Annotated in this window: 12 protein-coding genes; 4 read left to right on the top strand and 8 right to left on the bottom strand. The window is 64.3% G+C overall.

What is annotated here, in order from left to right; genetic code table 11:
- The 8 genes from O4220_RS11065 to O4220_RS11030 form a co-directional block, all read right to left on the bottom strand.
- Entirely contained in the window at positions 1-1,428 is a 1,428-nt protein-coding gene (locus tag O4220_RS11065) for an MFS transporter (protein WP_230592416.1), read from the bottom strand.
- A gap of 114 nt (positions 1,429-1,542) precedes the next feature.
- Positions 1,543-2,772, bottom strand: coding sequence for a M20 family metallopeptidase (locus O4220_RS11060; RefSeq protein WP_269604079.1), 1,230 nt, complete (start codon positions 2,770-2,772; stop codon positions 1,543-1,545).
- The gene (locus tag O4220_RS11055) at positions 2,769-4,100 is read right to left on the bottom strand and encodes a PLP-dependent aminotransferase family protein (protein WP_420030372.1); all 1,332 of its coding nucleotides are present in this window, start codon (positions 4,098-4,100) and stop codon (positions 2,769-2,771) included. The genes O4220_RS11060 and O4220_RS11055 overlap by 4 nt, the downstream gene beginning before the upstream one ends.
- A complete protein-coding gene (locus O4220_RS11050) occupies positions 4,097-5,275 on the bottom strand; it encodes a M24 family metallopeptidase (RefSeq protein WP_420030378.1) in 1,179 nt (392 codons plus the stop codon). The genes O4220_RS11055 and O4220_RS11050 overlap by 4 nt, the downstream gene beginning before the upstream one ends.
- 224 nt (positions 5,276-5,499) lie before the next feature.
- Entirely contained in the window at positions 5,500-6,213 is a 714-nt protein-coding gene (locus tag O4220_RS11045; protein WP_269604075.1) for a GntR family transcriptional regulator, read from the bottom strand.
- 13 nt (positions 6,214-6,226) lie between these two features.
- Positions 6,227-7,690: an NAD-dependent succinate-semialdehyde dehydrogenase gene (locus tag O4220_RS11040; protein ID WP_269604073.1), complete on the bottom strand. Its 1,464-nt coding sequence runs from the start codon at positions 7,688-7,690 to the stop codon at positions 6,227-6,229.
- Positions 7,687-10,560 (bottom strand): FAD-binding and (Fe-S)-binding domain-containing protein, encoded by a 2,874-nt coding sequence (locus tag O4220_RS11035; RefSeq protein ID WP_269604583.1) that lies wholly within the window; start codon positions 10,558-10,560, stop codon positions 7,687-7,689. Before O4220_RS11035 ends, O4220_RS11040 begins: the two co-directional genes overlap by 4 nt.
- Before the next feature lie 35 nt (positions 10,561-10,595).
- Entirely contained in the window at positions 10,596-11,861 is a 1,266-nt protein-coding gene (locus O4220_RS11030; protein ID WP_057479886.1) for an aspartate aminotransferase family protein, read from the bottom strand.
- Positions 11,862-11,953: 92 nt separating this feature from the next.
- On the opposite strand from O4220_RS11030, the gene O4220_RS11025 reads away from it, so the two are divergent.
- The 4 genes from O4220_RS11025 to O4220_RS11010 all read left to right on the top strand — a co-directional run bounded on the left by O4220_RS11025 (position 11,954) and on the right by O4220_RS11010 (position 15,894).
- Positions 11,954-12,826 carry a ribokinase gene (locus O4220_RS11025; protein WP_269604070.1) on the top strand — a complete coding sequence of 291 codons (873 nt, stop codon included), beginning with the start codon at positions 11,954-11,956 and terminating at the stop codon, positions 12,824-12,826.
- The gene (locus tag O4220_RS11020; protein WP_269604068.1) at positions 12,823-13,290 is read left to right on the top strand and encodes a helix-turn-helix transcriptional regulator; all 468 of its coding nucleotides are present in this window, start codon (positions 12,823-12,825) and stop codon (positions 13,288-13,290) included. Before O4220_RS11025 ends, O4220_RS11020 begins: the two co-directional genes overlap by 4 nt.
- A 9-nt stretch (positions 13,291-13,299) precedes the next feature.
- Positions 13,300-13,704, top strand: a complete 405-nt coding sequence (locus O4220_RS11015) for a VOC family protein (RefSeq protein ID WP_032402394.1) — start codon at positions 13,300-13,302, stop codon at positions 13,702-13,704.
- A gap of 72 nt (positions 13,705-13,776) precedes the next feature.
- Complete coding sequence (locus tag O4220_RS11010) at positions 13,777-15,894, top strand: RecQ family ATP-dependent DNA helicase (protein ID WP_269604065.1); 2,118 nt, start codon at positions 13,777-13,779, stop codon at positions 15,892-15,894.
- Positions 15,895-15,919 lie beyond the last annotated feature (25 nt).

Here is a 15,919-nt window from a genome sequence, read left to right as displayed (position 1 = left end):
CTACTTCTTGTAGCCGACGAGCTCGACGCCGGACGCAGCGACCTCGTCGTCGTTGTCACCGGGGCACTGGGTTCCGCGCAGTGATCGCCCTGCCGTCTCGGGCATCAACAGAATCGGAACGAACGCGATGGCAGCAGCGATCATCATGTACCAACCCGGAATCAGGTTGGAACCCGTTCGGTCGATCAGGAACGTCAGAATCAGCGGTGCAGTACCACCGAAGAGCGCCGTCGAGACGTTGTATCCGATGGCGAATGCTCCGTAGCGCACCTGAGTGGGGAACAGTGCGGGCAGTGTCGACGACACGCAGGAGCACATGATGACCAGCAACACTCCGAGACCGAGCAGGCCGATGCTCTGGCCGATCAATCCGGTATTGATGATCAGCAGGAACAGCGGAACGCTGAACACGAAATACCCGACGCAGGCCGCCAGCAGCAACGGCTTTCGGCCCACCCGGTCGGACAGAGCGCCGATCGGGTTGATGATCGCCATCATGATGATCATGATCGCGACGAGGGTGAAGTTGGACTGAGTCGTGCTGTGCCCCAACGTATCGCTCAGGTACGAGGGCAAGAACGTCAGCACCGTGTAGTAAGCAATGTTGAGTAGCAGCACGAATCCCATCAGAATCAGGATCCGTTGCCAGTACGTCATGGTGGCCTTGAGTGAGGTGACGGCTCCGCCTGCACCCTCTTCGACCGTTCCGCCGTCTTCCTTCGCTTCGGCGAACACCGGAGAATCCTCGAGCCGGGTCCGCAGCCACAGTGCAACGATGCCCAACGGGAGCGTCACCAGGAACGGGATTCGCCAGCCCCAGGCCTCCATGGTCTCGTCGCCGAGCCCGACGTTGAGGAGGGTGCACAGGGTGGCACCGCCCACCGTGCCTGCGAGGGTTCCGAATTCGAGGAACGATCCGAAGAATCCGCGACGCTTGTCGGGCGCGTACTCGGCCATGAACACAGCTGCGCCGCCGTACTCACCACCGGTGGAGAAACCTTGCACCAAACGGCAGACGAGCAGCAGCAACGGCGCGGCGATGCCGATGGTGTCGAATGTCGGCAGCACACCGATCGCCGCCGTGGCCAACGTCATCATCGAGACGGTCAGTACGAGGACCTTCTGACGGCCGATCCGGTCGCCGAGTGGGCCGAGCACGATGCCACCGATGGGACGAATGATGAACGACGCGGCCAGCACGGCGAAGGTGGAGAGCAGGCTCGCTCCCCCGTCCTCGGACGGGAAGAAATTAGCGGCGATGTAGACGGCGAGATAGCCGTACACCGCGTAGTCGAACCACTCGACTGCGTTGCCGAGTGCCGATCCGCCGATGGCGCGGTGGAGAATCTTGGTCTCGTCCGGGCTCAGGGTGTCGGTACTGGGGGGATATCCGGTCGGCGATGCTGCCGACCCTGAATTTTCGGTCACGGTCGAAATACCTCTCGCTTTTGTGGACAAAGTGGAGCGTCGGTGTGGTACTTCGCAGCGTTCGACATTACGGCGACGCAGAACATATGTTTCGGCCAACCCCCTCGTGCGGCGCTAAAGTCCTGGTAGTGCAGCAATTCTGGTGGCGATCAATGCGTACGCCCTTGCGCTGTCGGTCAATTGCCGCACGGCAACGGACTCGTCCGGCCGATGCGCTTGCTTTTCGATCTCCCCCGGACCGAGCACGACGGTGGGTATTCCCATCTGCTGTGCCACAAAACCACCATCGCACGATGCGGTCCAGATGTCAGTGGATTCGGCAAAAGTGGAGCCGGCGGAATCACCGGAAGGCATACATCCGTTGTCGATAACCGATTGCACTGCGGTAGTGACCAATCCGTTGTTCACGCTGGTCAGAAAGCCCGGCATTTCCATCGCGATACCGATCTCGACATCGATACCGGACCCGGTGAGTCCCGCTGATTCGATGCGTGATCGCAGATCGCCGACGACTCCGGCGGCGCTCTCGCCGGGTAACAAACGGCGGTCGACGGTGACGACACACCGGTCGGCGACCATCGAGGTGCCCGTTCCGCCCGCGATAGTCCCCACGTTCCAGGTGGCCGGCCCCAGTTCGGGGTCGGGGTTCGCATCCAGTTCGGCCTGAGAGCCCTCGATGATTCCGATGATGCGTGCTGCAGCAGAAATAGCATTGGCTCCGTTGCGCGGCTGCCCCGCATGCGCGGAACGGCCCCGAACCTCGATCTCCAGGTTCGCCGCTCCTCTGCAGCCGTAGATGGTGACCAGATCCGTAGGCTCCGCCACCACGCAACAGCTGTACGTGCGGTGCTGCGGCTCTGCGACGAAAGCTCGGATACCGAGTCCGGTGTCCTCCTCGTCGACCAGGCACGCCAACGTCATGGGGTGCTCGTCCGCGAGGCCGGAACGCAGCACGGCGGTCATAGCCGCCACCACCGCGGCCAGGCCACCTTTCATGTCGCAGGACCCGCGGCCGGCGATGCGGCCGTCCCGAACCACAGCGGAAAAGGGGTCGGTGGTCCAGCCCGTACCAGCGGGGACCACATCGGAGTGGCCCACGAACAGCACCCCTGGCTGCTCGTCGGATCCGATGGACACGAAGACATTCGGCCGACCGGGAGCGACCTCGACGGTCCGAACATCGAAACCCAGTGCGCGACAGTGTTCGGCAAGGACTTTCGCGGTCTTCTCCTCGGTGTCCCCGGGATTCTCACCGCCCGCATCGATCAAAGCGGTTGTCAGACCAACGATTTCTTTCTCGTCGATCGAATCGAGGAGGGCACGTTCGGAACTCGTGACCGTCATCGAGTGGGGTCGGAGGCGAGCAGGTGCTTGGACTTCTCCACTGCCACCGCCAGTCTTCTGATTCCCTCGTCGATGCGTTCGGGAGTCGACGAGGCGAAGCACAGGCGCAGCGAATCGTGAAATTTTCCGCCCACCGACAGTGCCGGTCCCGGTATGTAGGCCACTCCTTCGGCCAGCGCCGTCTCGAACAGGTCCTGAGTAGAGAAGTCGACGTCGTTGCCGCGCAGCGTCGCCCAGAGAAAGAACCCACCCTCGGGATCGGTCGTCGACATCGAGTCGCCGAAGTGTCTGTCGATGCTGTTCTGCATCGCGATCTTGCGTGGCAGATACACCGACGCCAACGACCGAAGGTGCTCGTCGAGCAGTCCGCGCCGGATGTACTCGGCCACCATCCGCTGGGCAGGCAGGTTGGTGCACGTGTCCATTGCCTGCTTGGCATTGACGATCAGCTGACGCGCCTCGGGGGCGGCGTCCACCCATCCCACCCGTAGGCCGGGCGCGATCATCTTCGAGAACGTGCGCACGGAGAAGATCAACGGGTCGTCGGGACTGAGTGCGCCGAAACTGGGGATCGACTCACCCGAGAAACGGAGCAGACCGTAGGGATCGTCGTCGAGAATCACCGATCCCCAGCGGTGTGCCAATTCGATGAGCAACCGACGGCGCTCGAGCGACAGGGTCACCCCGGACGGGTTCTGAAAGTTGGGGATCACGTAGATCATCTTCGGCAACCGTCCCGCGCGTTCGACGAGCTCGGGCAATGCCTCGACGATGAGACCGTTGCTGTCCATCGGGGCCTCGAGGATGTCGCCCCCGTAACTGAGTACGGTGGCGGTTCCGTTGGTATACGTGGGGCTTTCTACGATCACCAGGTCGCCCGGATCGACGAACAACTTGCACGCGATGTCGAGGCCTTGCATCCCGCCCGAGGTGATCACCACTCGCTCTTCGGACGTGGGCTCGCCGACCGACTCGAGGTATGCGAGCAACGCGTCGAGCAGGCCCGGGTCACCCTCGGTGGCACCGTAGTCGAATGCGTCCGCGGTGAGCACGCTGCCGGCGATCTCGGTGAATGCGGCGGCCGGAACCGTCTCGGCAGCAGGAGATCCCATCGCGAAGCGCACGATGTCGTGCTTCTGCGCAGCGAGAAGCGATGTCGACGAATCGATCACCGATCCCACCAGCTTGTCGGTTCGCAGGGCCCAGGGAATGCTGGGAGTGGAGCCTGCGGAACGACCTTGTGTGGCAGGAGTGGAGCCTGCGGAACGACCTTGGGTGGCAGGAGTGGAGCCTGCGGAATGACCTTTCGTGGATGCGGTCATGCTCACTCCTTCGTCAGTAGTTCTCGGGGGTATGCGGTGAAGGTCTCGAGGCCGGTCTCGGTGACGCGAACGGCCTCGGACACCTCGTATCCGTAGTCGTCCATCCACATTCCGCCGATGATGTGGAACGTCATGTTCTCGGCAAGCACCGTCTCGTCGTCGGTGCGCAGGCTCACGGTGCGCTCACCCCAGTCGGGTGCATATGCGATGCCGATCGAGTAACCGATGCGCGACGGTTTGTGCAGTCCGTGCTTGGCCAGGCTGGTGTTCCACACCTGCGCCAGCTCGGTGGCGGTGACGCCTGCCCGCACGGTTGCGAGCACGTCGTTCAGTGCTTCCCCGGTGGACTTGGCGAGGTAATCCAATCGCGGACTCGGCTTTCCGAGCACGATCGTGCGTGCCATCGGGACGTGGTAGCGCCGAAACACTCCGGCCAGTTCGACGACCGTGGTCTCGCCCCGCACGAAGGGTTGATGCGACCAGGTCAGGTGCGGGGTGTCCGCTCCGGCACCGGTGGGCAACATCGGCACGATCGCCGGATGATCCCCGCCGAAGTCCGCAGTGCCTCGCACCTGCGCGTTCATGATGGCCGCGGCCGCGTCGCACTGCCGCTCACCCACCGAGATAGCCTGGTAGGCAGCCGACATCGCCGATTCACAGACCTGTGCAGCACCGCGCATCAGGGCAATCTCCGCGGGTGACTTGACCACTCGCACCCAGTTGATGAGCTCGTAGGAGTCGGTGAATCGGTATTCGGGCAGCGACTTCACCAGCGCCTCGAAGGCTTTCGGGCTGAAGTAGTACGAGTCCATCTCGAGACCTACCTGGCCGTGCTCGAAGTTGTTCACCAGCCCCAGTTCGCGCAGCTTCGCGGCGACCCAGACGAAGGGGTGAGTGTCTTTGCGCTGCACGAACGTTTCCGGGTAGCCGAACGTCCGATCCTGCGGCAGCCACGACGTTCGAAACGCGCCGTTGGCGTCCATTTCACGGGCGAAGAAATACATGTCGCCCGAGAGCGGGACGTACAGCATCTGCGGGGTGTAGAAGGAGAGCGCGTTGTAGCCGAGCAGGTAGTAGAGGTTCGCGGGATCGGTGACGATGAGCGCCGTGAGGTTCTGCGCTGCCATCCGCTCTCGGACGGCAGCGAGCCGGGCGGCGTACTCCTCGTCGGTGAACGTGATCGGCGTGCTGTTCGGTACATCGGGGTACCGCGCCAGACCGGGAGCGGCCGGTCCTTCGGTGTCTTCGGGTCCGATTGCGGTGACGTATGCGGAGTCTGATGAGTCGTTCACGGGCACCCCCTTCGATCGTGGAGATTTAGTAGATTGTTGACAATCAGGCTAGGCGCTTACGCCAGAGCTACGCAAGACTTCAGATGTAAATGCTGTGTTGCACGCCGAACGATCTATCCCGGAGTGGCCAGAACCGAGTGTTCGGCGTGCTCCTCGACCATCGCCCGGGTCAAGTCGTGGATGGCGGTGTCCATGTGCTCGTGTACACCCTTTTCCAGTGCGTCCCAATCGGATCCGAGCAGAAGATCGACGATCAGTTGATGTTCCTCCACCAACGCCTCCGGCCGGTAGTAGGCGGTTTCGAGGTTGGCCATGCAGATACGCGCTTCCGCGGCGAGGGTGGCGTACATCCGTGACATCCGGCTGTTGCGCGTCGCTGCAACGAGAGCAGTGTGAAATGCGAGGTCTCGTTCGGCCAGACCACGCCAATCCGCCCGATCGATGAACGGCTGCATCTGCATCACGATGGCCGAGAGCTCGTCGGCAGCAGTGACAAGCCGGTCGCGATCACCGTGTACCAATGTCCACGCAGCACCGACCTCGATCGCCGCGCGGGACTCGTAGATCTCGGTGACGTCGTCGCTGCTGAGCTCGACGACGAACACGCCCCGGTTGCGGTAGCTGACCAGCAGACCCTCTTGATTGAGGCGCTGCAGTGCCTCCCGCACCGGCCCCCGTGAAATTTTGAGTTCGGCCGCAACGTTGGCTTCGTTGATCTGCTCCCCCGGGGCATAGGAGCCGTCGATGATGCGATCGCGAATCTGGTCGGCAATCACCATCGACGTATTGCGTGCGTCGATGGGCGTCAGTCTTCTCGAACTGGGCATGATCGAAAGCCTCTCAGCCTCGGGGAATGGCAAAGTACTTGTACTCCAGGAACTCGTCGATTCCGACTTTGCCGCCCTCGCGGCCCAGCCCGGACTGTTTGACGCCACCGAACGGTGCCGCGGGGTTGGAGACGAGGCCGGTGTTGAGACCGACCATGCCCACCTCGAGCCGCTCCCCCATCCGTAGCGCCCGATCGATGTCCTGAGTGAAGACGTATCCGACGAGTCCCCATTCGGTATCGTTCGCGAGGGCGATCACCTCGTCCTCGGTGTCGAACGGCACGATCGCCGCCACCGGCCCGAAAATTTCCTGCGACATCAGATCCGAGTTCGAGTCGACGTCCGTGAGCACCGTCGGCGGGTAGAAGTAGCCGGGTCCGTCCGGTGCCGCTCCCCCGACGATCGCGTGCGCACCTCGACCGAGTGCGTCGTCCACGAGTCTCTGCACCTTCGCGCGACCTGCATCGTCGATCAGCGGCCCCACCTCCGTGCCGCGCGCACTACCTGCCCCCACCGTCAACGCACCCATGCGATCGGCGAGTTGTTGTGCGAACTGCGTTGCGACACTGCGGTGTACGAAGAATCGATTGGCTGCGGTACAAGCCTCGCCCATGTTCCGCATCTTCGCAACCATCGCTCCGTCCACGGCGCGGCCGAGGTCCGCGTCGTCCATGACGACGAAGGGCGCGTTGCCACCGAGCTCCATCGAGGTGCGCATCACGGTCGATGCAGCTTGCTCGAGCAGAATCTTGCCCACCGCAGTCGATCCGGTGAAACTGATCTTGCGCGCAGCACCGCTGCTCATCCACGAGCCCACAACACCCGCCGCATCGGTGGTGGTCACGACATTGACCACTCCCGCCGGAACACCCGCATCGTGCAGGATCCCCGCCAGAGCCAGTGCTGTCAGCGGCGTTTGCTCGGCCGGCTTGAACACCACGGTGCAGCCTGCGGCCAGCGCCGGGCCGATCTTGCGAGTTCCCATGGCCAACGGGAAGTTCCACGGAGTGACGAGAATGCACGGTCCCACGGGCGCACGGGTGACCACGATGCGGTTCTTCCCGTCTCCGGTGAGGGTGTGATCACCCGAGATACGCACTGCTTCCTCGGAGAACCACCGAAAGAACTCCGCGCCGTACGCCACCTCACCTCGCGCGTCGGCCAGTGGTTTCCCCATTTCGGCGGTGATGATCGCGGCGAGTTCCTCCGACCGCGCCATGATCAATTCGTAAGCCTTACGGAGGATTTCACTGCGGGCACGGGGCGCAGTCGCGGCCCACTCGGCAGCAGCATCGACTGCCGAAGCCATCGCATTCTCGGCATCGGTGATGCCACCGTCGGCCACCGTGGCAATCACGTCACCGCTGGCGGGATCGATCACATCGAACCGGGCAGCCGAGGCTGCGGCTGTCCAGACACCTCCGATGAACAGTTCGGTGGGCGTCGAGATGGAAGGTCGAGTGAGGCTGGTCGTCATTGCCGCGGTCCTTTCGTCGAACGTGGATCGAGTATCTGAGCCAGGTGCACGGATGCATCACTGGTCAGCTCACCGGTGAGTTGTCGCACCTGCATGTGGCAGCTGAATCCGTCCGTCAGAATCGGAGTGTCGGGCTCGGTGGCACGAACAGCCGGTGCAAGAGCCTGTTCGGCGACTTTCATGCTGAGCTCGTAGTGACTCCTCTCGAAGCCGAAATTACCTGCCACTCCGCAGCATCCGGTGGCTTCCCGCACGGCCTCGACACCGATGGAGGCCAAAGCGTTGCGTTGGGTCGCGTTGCCGAACACGGCGTATTCGTGGCAGTGGGTCTGGACCGTTACCGACGCGGGAACCTGCGCCGAGGGCACCCAGCCCGCCGCGGCCTGATCGATCACCGCTCCCGCGAAGCTCTGTACCCGCGCCGCAACCCTTCTCGCGGCAGCCGTCGGTACCAACTCGGGCATGTCCTTGCGGAATGCCGCGGCACAGCTCGGTTCGTTGACGACGATGGGTCGGTCGGTGCCGTCGTCCAGTGCAGCAACGGCTTTCGTGAGGTGCTTGCGGGCGGCCTTCAGCTGGCCCGTCGAGATCCAGGTCAGACCGCAACACACGTCGGTCCGACATTCGGTGCTGCGGCCGGAATCCTCGAGCACGCGCTGCGCCGCGCCCGCGACCTCGGGGCGAAAGCCCTGGGTGAACGTGTCGACGACCAACACCACGTCAGCGGCGCGGCCTCCGCCGATCCGAATTTCGTGAGCCAGTTCCTTCGCCGACGCGAAGCGCGGCAACGGCCGCTCGGTGGTCAGCCCACCGAGTCGAGCCGCCAGTGCCGCGATGCTCGGGGTGAGCAGACGGTTGAGCAGCGGTGCCGTTCGCTGCGTCACCTTCAGCCAGCGGGGCAACCATCCCAGCGAGTAGTGCGAGAGCGGTCGCAACCGACCAGCGTAGTGATGATCGAGAAACTCCGATTTGTACGTCGCCATGTCCACCCCGACCGGGCAGTCCGAAGAACAGGCCTTGCAGGACAGGCACAGGTCCAACGACTCGGCCACGTCTTTCGATGCCCACCCGTCGGCGACGGTCGGCGAGCTGCGCACCATCTCCTGCAGTACCCGGGCGCGGCCACGGGTGGAATCCTTCTCGTCGCCCGTCGCGCGGAAGCTCGGGCACATGACGCCTCCGGAGGTGGTGCGGCACTTACCGACACCGACACACGATTGGGTGGCGTGCACGAAAGGATCCAGATCCTCTCGCGTTCCGATCTGGTGCAGATCGAACGTCGTCTTCCACTCTCGCTGCGGAATACCCTGCAGCATCAGGTTGTCCATCATCGGCTCGGGCTCGGTGATCGATCCCGGGTTGAGAATGCCGCTGGGGTCCCAGATGCGCTTGAATCGCGCGAACGCGTCGAGCATGCGCGGCGAGTACATCACCGGTAGTAGTTCCGACCGTGCCCGGCCGTCGCCGTGTTCGCCCGACAGGCTGCCGCCGTGCTCGACGACGACCCGCGCTGCGGCGCGCAGGAAGTCGTACATCACCCGTCGACCGGCATCGGTGCGTTGATCGAACGTGATGCGCACGTGCATGCAGCCGGCACCGAAGTGGCCGTACATCACTCCGGTCAGTTCGTGCTCGGCCAGTAGCGAATTCAGGTCGGCGAGATACGCCGACAGGTTTTCCGGTGCCACGGCGGCGTCCTCCCACCCGCCCCAGGACTCGACTCCACTCGCCAGGCGGGTGGCCAGACCCGCTCCGTCTTCACGTACCCGCCACAACGCTGTTCGATCGGCCGAGTCGGTGACGATGCGACCTTCCTTCAACCGTCCGAGCCGGCCCAGTTCCTCGAGCAACCGCGCGGCTTTGTCCTCGACCTCGGATGTGTCGGCCCCGTCGAGGTCGACGTACAGCCAGGCATTACCTGCCGGCAAGCCGCGCACGGAGTCCGGCCCGCGCCGGTACTCCATCGTCCGCGCAATGTTGTCGTCGATCCCCTCCACGGCGGCCGGCGAGAATTCCAGAATCGCCATGACATCGGCTGCAGCTGCGACCACATCCTCGTAGCCGAGGCAGAGCAGCAACGCGGCGGGCGGTACGGGCACGACCGTGACGGTGACCGAGACGATCACCGCACAGGTGCCCTCGCTGCCGACGAGCGCACGCGCGACGTCGAATCCGTTCTCGGGCAGCAGATGCGACAGGTGAAAACCGGACACCTGTCGCGGAATGCGGCCCAGCTCGACTCTGAACAGCGCCAGATTGTCGGCCGCAAGTGCGCGCAGCTCGTGCGAAATACGTTCGGCCGCAACGCCTGCTGCGGCATCTTCGGCATGGACGGCCGACACGCCACTGCGGGTGACCCGCAGTAGATGCCCCTCGGCTGTCACCACGTCCATCGCCACCGTGTGGTCCGAGGTACGACCGTAGCGCACCGAGTGGTTACCGCAGGCGTCGTTGCCGACAGCCCCGCCGACCGTGGCGCGTGTCTTGCTGGACGGGTCGGGGGCGAACGTGAAGGCCCCCGACGTACGTGCCACCAGCTCACGCTGCAACTCCGATATGACGATGCCCGGTTCCACGACGGCGGTCCGTGAATCCGTGTCGACCGAGATCACCCGATTCATGTGACGGGAGAAGTCGAGCACGATTCCGCGGCCGATGGCGTTGCCCGCCATCGACGTTCCGCCGCCGCGGCCGATCACAGCGACTCCGGCCTCGGTGCACAGGGTCACCACGGTGGACACGTCGTCGGCGCAGCGAGGGAACACGACCGCTGCAGGCGGAATTCGGTAGTTCGAGGCGTCGTAGGAATACTCGGCCACGCGCCGAGACGAGTCGTCGATATCGATCCCCCTCTCCCGCACTCGATGCACGAGTGCGGGGAGATCGGATCGGATGGGCGCAGACGTCACAGCACGTTCTTCAGCGTCCGCGACAGCGCGTCGATACCCTGCCGCATCTCGTCGTCGTTCACGATCAGCGCGGGAATGATCCGGACCACGTTGCCGAGGGCACCGCAGGTGAGTAGCAACAGCCCTTCGTCGATCGCGCCCTGCTGTACACGGAGGGCGGCGGCAGCATCGGGATTGCCTGCACTGTCCACGAATTCGAGCGCCTGCATCAGGCCGAGTCCACGTGCGTCACCGATGGCCGAGTGCTCTGCCTTCAGTGCGAGCAGGCCGTCGAGCAGAACCTTGCCCTGCACGGCTGCATTGGCGACGAGTCCCTCGTCGCGCACGACATCGAGGGTGGCGACGCCGGCAGCGGCCGCGACGGCATTGCCACCGTAGGTTCCGCCCTGAGAACCCGGCCACGCCTTGCTCATCAGCTCGGTCGATGCCGCGATCGCAGAGATCGGAAATCCGCTGGCGAGCCCTTTTGCGGTGATGACGATGTCCGGCGTGATCGACGAGTGCTGGTGCCCCCAGAACTTTCCGGTACGCCCCACACCTGCTTGCACCTCGTCGACGATCAGGACGATGCCGTGCGTGTCCGCGCGTTCGCGCAGTCCCTCGAGGAATTCCGGCGGCGTGGGCAGGTAACCACCGTCGCCGAGAACCGGTTCGATGATGAACGCAGCGGTGTCGGCGGGGCTCGACATCGTCATCAACAGGTAGTCGAGTTCCTTCAGCGCGAAGGCGACTGCGGTCTCGATGTCCCAGCCGTACCGAAACGCGTACGGGAACGGCGCAATGTGCACTCCGCCCATGATCGGCGAGAAGCCGGAGCGAAATTTGGTGCCAGCGGTGGTCAACGATGCGGCCGCTACCGTGCGTCCGTGGAATCCTCCGTGGAAGGCGATGATGTTGGGCCGCCCGGTTGCCATGCGCGCCAATCGAATCGACGCCTCGACGGCCTCGGATCCGGAGTTGGCGTAGAACACGCTGTCGAGCCCGGCCGGCAATACCTCGCCGAGCTTGTCTGTCAGCTCCAGTAGCGGTTGGTGCATGACGGTCGTGTACTGCGCGTGAATGATCTTGCCCACCTGCTCGCGCGCAGCCTCGACCACGCGCGGATGGCAGTGCCCCGTGCTGGTGACACCGATTCCAGTGGTGAAGTCGAGGTACTTGCGCCCGTCCGTACCGATGATCCAGCTGCCCTTTCCGTGATCGACGACGATCGGGGTCGCCTGCTTGAGTGCCGGGCTGAGGTGGGTACGAGTCGACGCTGTCATGACTGCCATCGTCACTCACGTCTTTCAGATTGTCAACAATCTGCAATTGGCATTTCGGTCGAGCCCGGCTCACGGAGAGATACAGTTCGTTCGTGTCCGCCTCGAACCCCCGCATCGTCGTTCTCGGCAGCATCAACATGGATCTGATCACCCGCACCCCGTCTCTGCCCGATCCGGGCGAAACCGTGATGGGGAGGTCCTTCACGACCACCCCGGGCGGTAAAGGTGCCAACCAGGCCATAGCTGCTGCGAAAGCCGGATCGTCGGTCGCCTTCGTCGGAGCAGTCGGAGACGACGAATTCGGAGTAACGCTGCGCCACACGCTCACGGCCGCAGGGATCGACGACACTGCGGTGCGTACCGCTGCTGGTTCGAGTGGCATCGCCACCATCACCGTCGACGACCGTGCCGAGAACAGCATCGTCGTCGTCCCCGGTGCCAACGGCACCGTCCGCAATCTCACCGACGACGACCGCACCGTCATCGCAGACGCCGATATCCTACTGTGCCAGTTGGAGATTCCCATCGACACCGTGGTCGCCGCATTCGAGTTCGCGCACTCTCGCGGTGTGATCACGATGCTCAATCCCTCACCGGTACAGGACCTACCCGACGCCCTGATTGCAGCCACCGACGTACTCGTGGTCAACGAGGCCGAGGAAGCTCGCATCGGACACCGAGCGGACGAGGTGGAACAAGTGGTGACCACCCTGGGCGCCAAGGGTGCCCGGTACCGCGGATCCGAATCGTTCGAGGTGTCGGCACCACGGATCGAGGCAGTCGACACCACCGGTGCCGGAGATGCGTTCGCCGGGGCGCTCGCTGCATCGTGGTCCGCCGGACCACGCGTGGCAGTCGAATGGGCTACCACTGCAGGTTCTTTCGCCGCCACGAGACCCGGGGCGAGCGCTTCCTCGGGCACCCGGGCCGAGATAGACACACTCCGCGATGCGGCCGCTCGATGAACGCTCCGGATGTGAACGAACTCCGACTGTTGCGCCGCGCACGTGATCGGATGGACCGCGACTTCGCCGAACCTCTCGACGTGCCGACCCTCGCCCGGACGGCACTGATGTCCACCGCGCACTTCAGCCGCCGCTTCCGCGAGGCATACGGGGAGACGCCGTACGCCCATCTGATGACCCGAAGAATCGAGCGCGCCAAAGCCCTGCTGCGCCGGGGAGATACGACCGTCACCGAAGCATGCTTCGCGGTGGGTTGTACCAGCCTCGGTTCCTTCAGTTCACGGTTCACCGAGATCGTCGGCGAGACGCCCAGCGCATATCGCGCCCGTGATCACCGCGACAGCCGAGCGGTACCGAGTTGCCGAGCCATGGTTCTCGGTCGGCCGATGCGTGCCACCGCTGCAGCCGACACCGCCACCGAACCGAGCAGAATCGGAGAAGCAACGACGGCCGGGGCGTTCTAGCCTTGCGTCATGACACTCTCACTGAGCCACGTACACATCTACACCGACGACCCCGATGCCTCCTTGGCCTTCTATCGCGACGCCCTCGGACTCGAGGTGAAGAGCGAGGTCGCCAACGACGGCTATCGCTGGATCACGTTGTCTCCCAGCGATCAACCCGAGATCGAGATCGTGTTGTCGCAGCCGCACGCGGGCCGCTCGCAGGAGCTCGGCGATCAGATCGCGGCTCTGCTCGCCAAGGGCGAGATGCCAGGCTTGCTCTTCCGTGCCGATGACCTCGACGGAGCGTTCGAAAAGATACGAGCGGCAGGTACCGCAGAGATTCTGCAGGAACCGACGAGTCAGCCGTGGGGTGCGCGCGACGCGGCCTTCCGCGATCCGGCCGGAAACATGGTGCGCGTCAGCCAAGCTTGAGTGGAGCCTGCGGAAGGAACGAGGAGCACGCAGCCCGATTCCTTGTCGTACCGATGCTGCACGATGGACAGTATGACGACAGCGACGCACGCGACCGTGGGCAACTTGCGCGATGACGCCGAGAGGTTGCTGCGCGAGCTCGCCGGCCCCGACGCTGTGCTGCGAGACGATCAGTGGACGGCGATCGAGGCCTTGGTGGTGCACCGTCGACGTGCTCTGGTGGTGCAGCGAACAGGCTGGGGGAAGTCCGCCGTGTACTTCATCGCCGCGAAGCTTCTACGCGCTCAGGGCCTGGGCCCGACGGTCATCGTCTCCCCCTTGTTGGCGCTGATGCGTAACCAGGTGGCCTCTGCCGAGCGCGCAGGCGTTCGAGCAGCCACGATCAACTCGGGGAACATGACCGAATGGGACGACATTCATCAGCAGGTCAACTCCGGTGAGCTCGATGTGTTGCTGGTCAGTCCCGAGCGTTTGAACAACCCCGATTTCCGCGATCAGGTGCTGCCGTCCCTGGCCGGGGACGCCGGGCTGGTCGTGGTCGACGAGGCGCACTGCGTCTCGGATTGGGGCCACGATTTCAGGCCGGACTATCGGCGTATCCGCACCCTGATCGCCGAGCTGCGCGACGGTATTCCCGTACTCGCGACCACTGCAACGGCCAACGACCGCGTGGTGGACGACGTTGCTGCTCAATTGGGCGTCGGCGGCGGTGACACGCTCGTACTGCGCGGCGGGCTCGCCCGCGATTCGCTGCGCATGGCGGTGGTGAAAATCGACAACGCCACCGAACGGGCCGCCTGGCTCGGCGACCACCTGAAGACTCTGCCCGGGTCCGGAATCATCTACACCCTCACGGTGTCGGCGGCCAAGGACCTCGCGGCGCTGCTGACCGATCAGGGCCACGTCGTTGCGTCGTACACCGGTCAAACGGACCCCACGGAGCGCGAATCGCTCGAAGGTGATCTGCTCGCCAACCGAGTCAAGGCACTCGTCGCCACGTCCGCGCTCGGCATGGGGTTCGACAAGCCCGATCTCGGTTTCGTCGTGCACATGGGCGCTCCATCGTCTCCGATTTCGTACTACCAGCAGGTCGGCCGTGCCGGGCGCGCCACGGAACGAGCCGATGTGGTGCTGCTCCCCGGTCACGAGGATCGGCAGATCTGGAGCTACTTCGCCTCGGTCGCGTTCCCGCGCGAACATCTGGTGCGGCAGGTCATAGAGGCCTTGAACACCGAGAAGGCTCAGTCGACGCAGGCCCTGGAGCCGCTGGTCGAGCTGAACCGCAGCAGGCTCGAGATGGTCCTCAAGGTCCTCGACGTCGACGGAGCGGTCAGACGCGTTCGTGGCGGCTGGATGGCCACCGGGGAGCAGTGGACATACGACGCGGACCGTTACGAGCGCCTCGAACAAGCGAGGGACCGCGAACAGCAGGCCATGCTCGACTACCAGAGCACCGACGGGTGCCGGATGGAGTTCCTGCGTCGGCAGCTCGACGATCCCGACCTCGGCGCACCGGGCAGCGAGTCCGATCGCTGCGGACGGTGTGACAACTGCACAGGTGAACACCTGTCCGCTTCCGTCGACGCGGCCTCGGTCGATTCGGCGAGAGCACGGCTGGATCGGCCGGGCATCGACCTGCAACCGAGAAAGCAGTGGCCGAGCGGCATGAAGAAGCTGGGTGTATCCCTCTCGGGCAAGATCGCCGATCCACACGAGCCGGGACGTGTGTTGGGTCGCTTGACCGACCTGGGCTGGGGTAGCCGCTTGCGGGCTCTGCTGGACGCGCCCGATGCCCCTGCCACCGACGCTCTCGAGAAAGCCTGCATCACCGTGCTGGCCAATTGGGACTGGAAGCAGCGGCCCGCTGCCGTTCTCGCCCTCGACTCCCCCACTCACCCGCTCCTGGTGCGGTCGATCGCCGCGCGATTGGCAGCCGTCGGCAAGTTGCAGGATCTCGGGGTGATGCAGGTCAGGCCCGGTCACCCGCCGGTATCGGCCGCCAATTCGGCGTTTCGGGTCGCTGGGCTGGTGGACTCGTGGGACGTTCCGGACGTATCGTCCGTGCCAGGGCCGATTCTCTTGATCGATCTGCAGACCGACACCGGGTGGACGTTCACCTGTGCCACGTCTGCTCTGACGTCAGCGGGCGCATCGGCCGTGTTGCCGTTCGCTCTCGCAACACCGAAATAACGATTCTCGGCAAACCGGGGTTTAT

It is taken from the genome of Rhodococcus ruber (genome assembly GCF_027270735.1).
Taxonomy (GTDB): domain Bacteria; phylum Actinomycetota; class Actinomycetes; order Mycobacteriales; family Mycobacteriaceae; genus Rhodococcoides; species Rhodococcoides rubrum_A.
This window is presented reverse-complemented; position numbering and strand designations above follow the sequence as displayed.

Coding starts and splice junctions, on each gene's coding strand:
- O4220_RS11060 (WP_269604079.1), bottom strand. CDS start 2,772: ATGACGGTCACGAGTTCCGAACGTGCCCTCCTCGATTCGATCGACGAG.
- O4220_RS11045 (WP_269604075.1), bottom strand. CDS start 6,213: ATGCCCAGTTCGAGAAGACTGACGCCCATCGACGCACGCAATACGTCG.
- O4220_RS11040 (WP_269604073.1), bottom strand. CDS start 7,690: ATGACGACCAGCCTCACTCGACCTTCCATCTCGACGCCCACCGAACTG.
- O4220_RS11030 (WP_057479886.1), bottom strand. CDS start 11,861: ATGACAGCGTCGACTCGTACCCACCTCAGCCCGGCACTCAAGCAGGCG.
- O4220_RS11020 (WP_269604068.1), top strand. CDS start 12,823: ATGAACGCTCCGGATGTGAACGAACTCCGACTGTTGCGCCGCGCACGT.
- O4220_RS11015 (WP_032402394.1), top strand. CDS start 13,300: ATGACACTCTCACTGAGCCACGTACACATCTACACCGACGACCCCGAT.
- O4220_RS11010 (WP_269604065.1), top strand. CDS start 13,777: ATGACGACAGCGACGCACGCGACCGTGGGCAACTTGCGCGATGACGCC.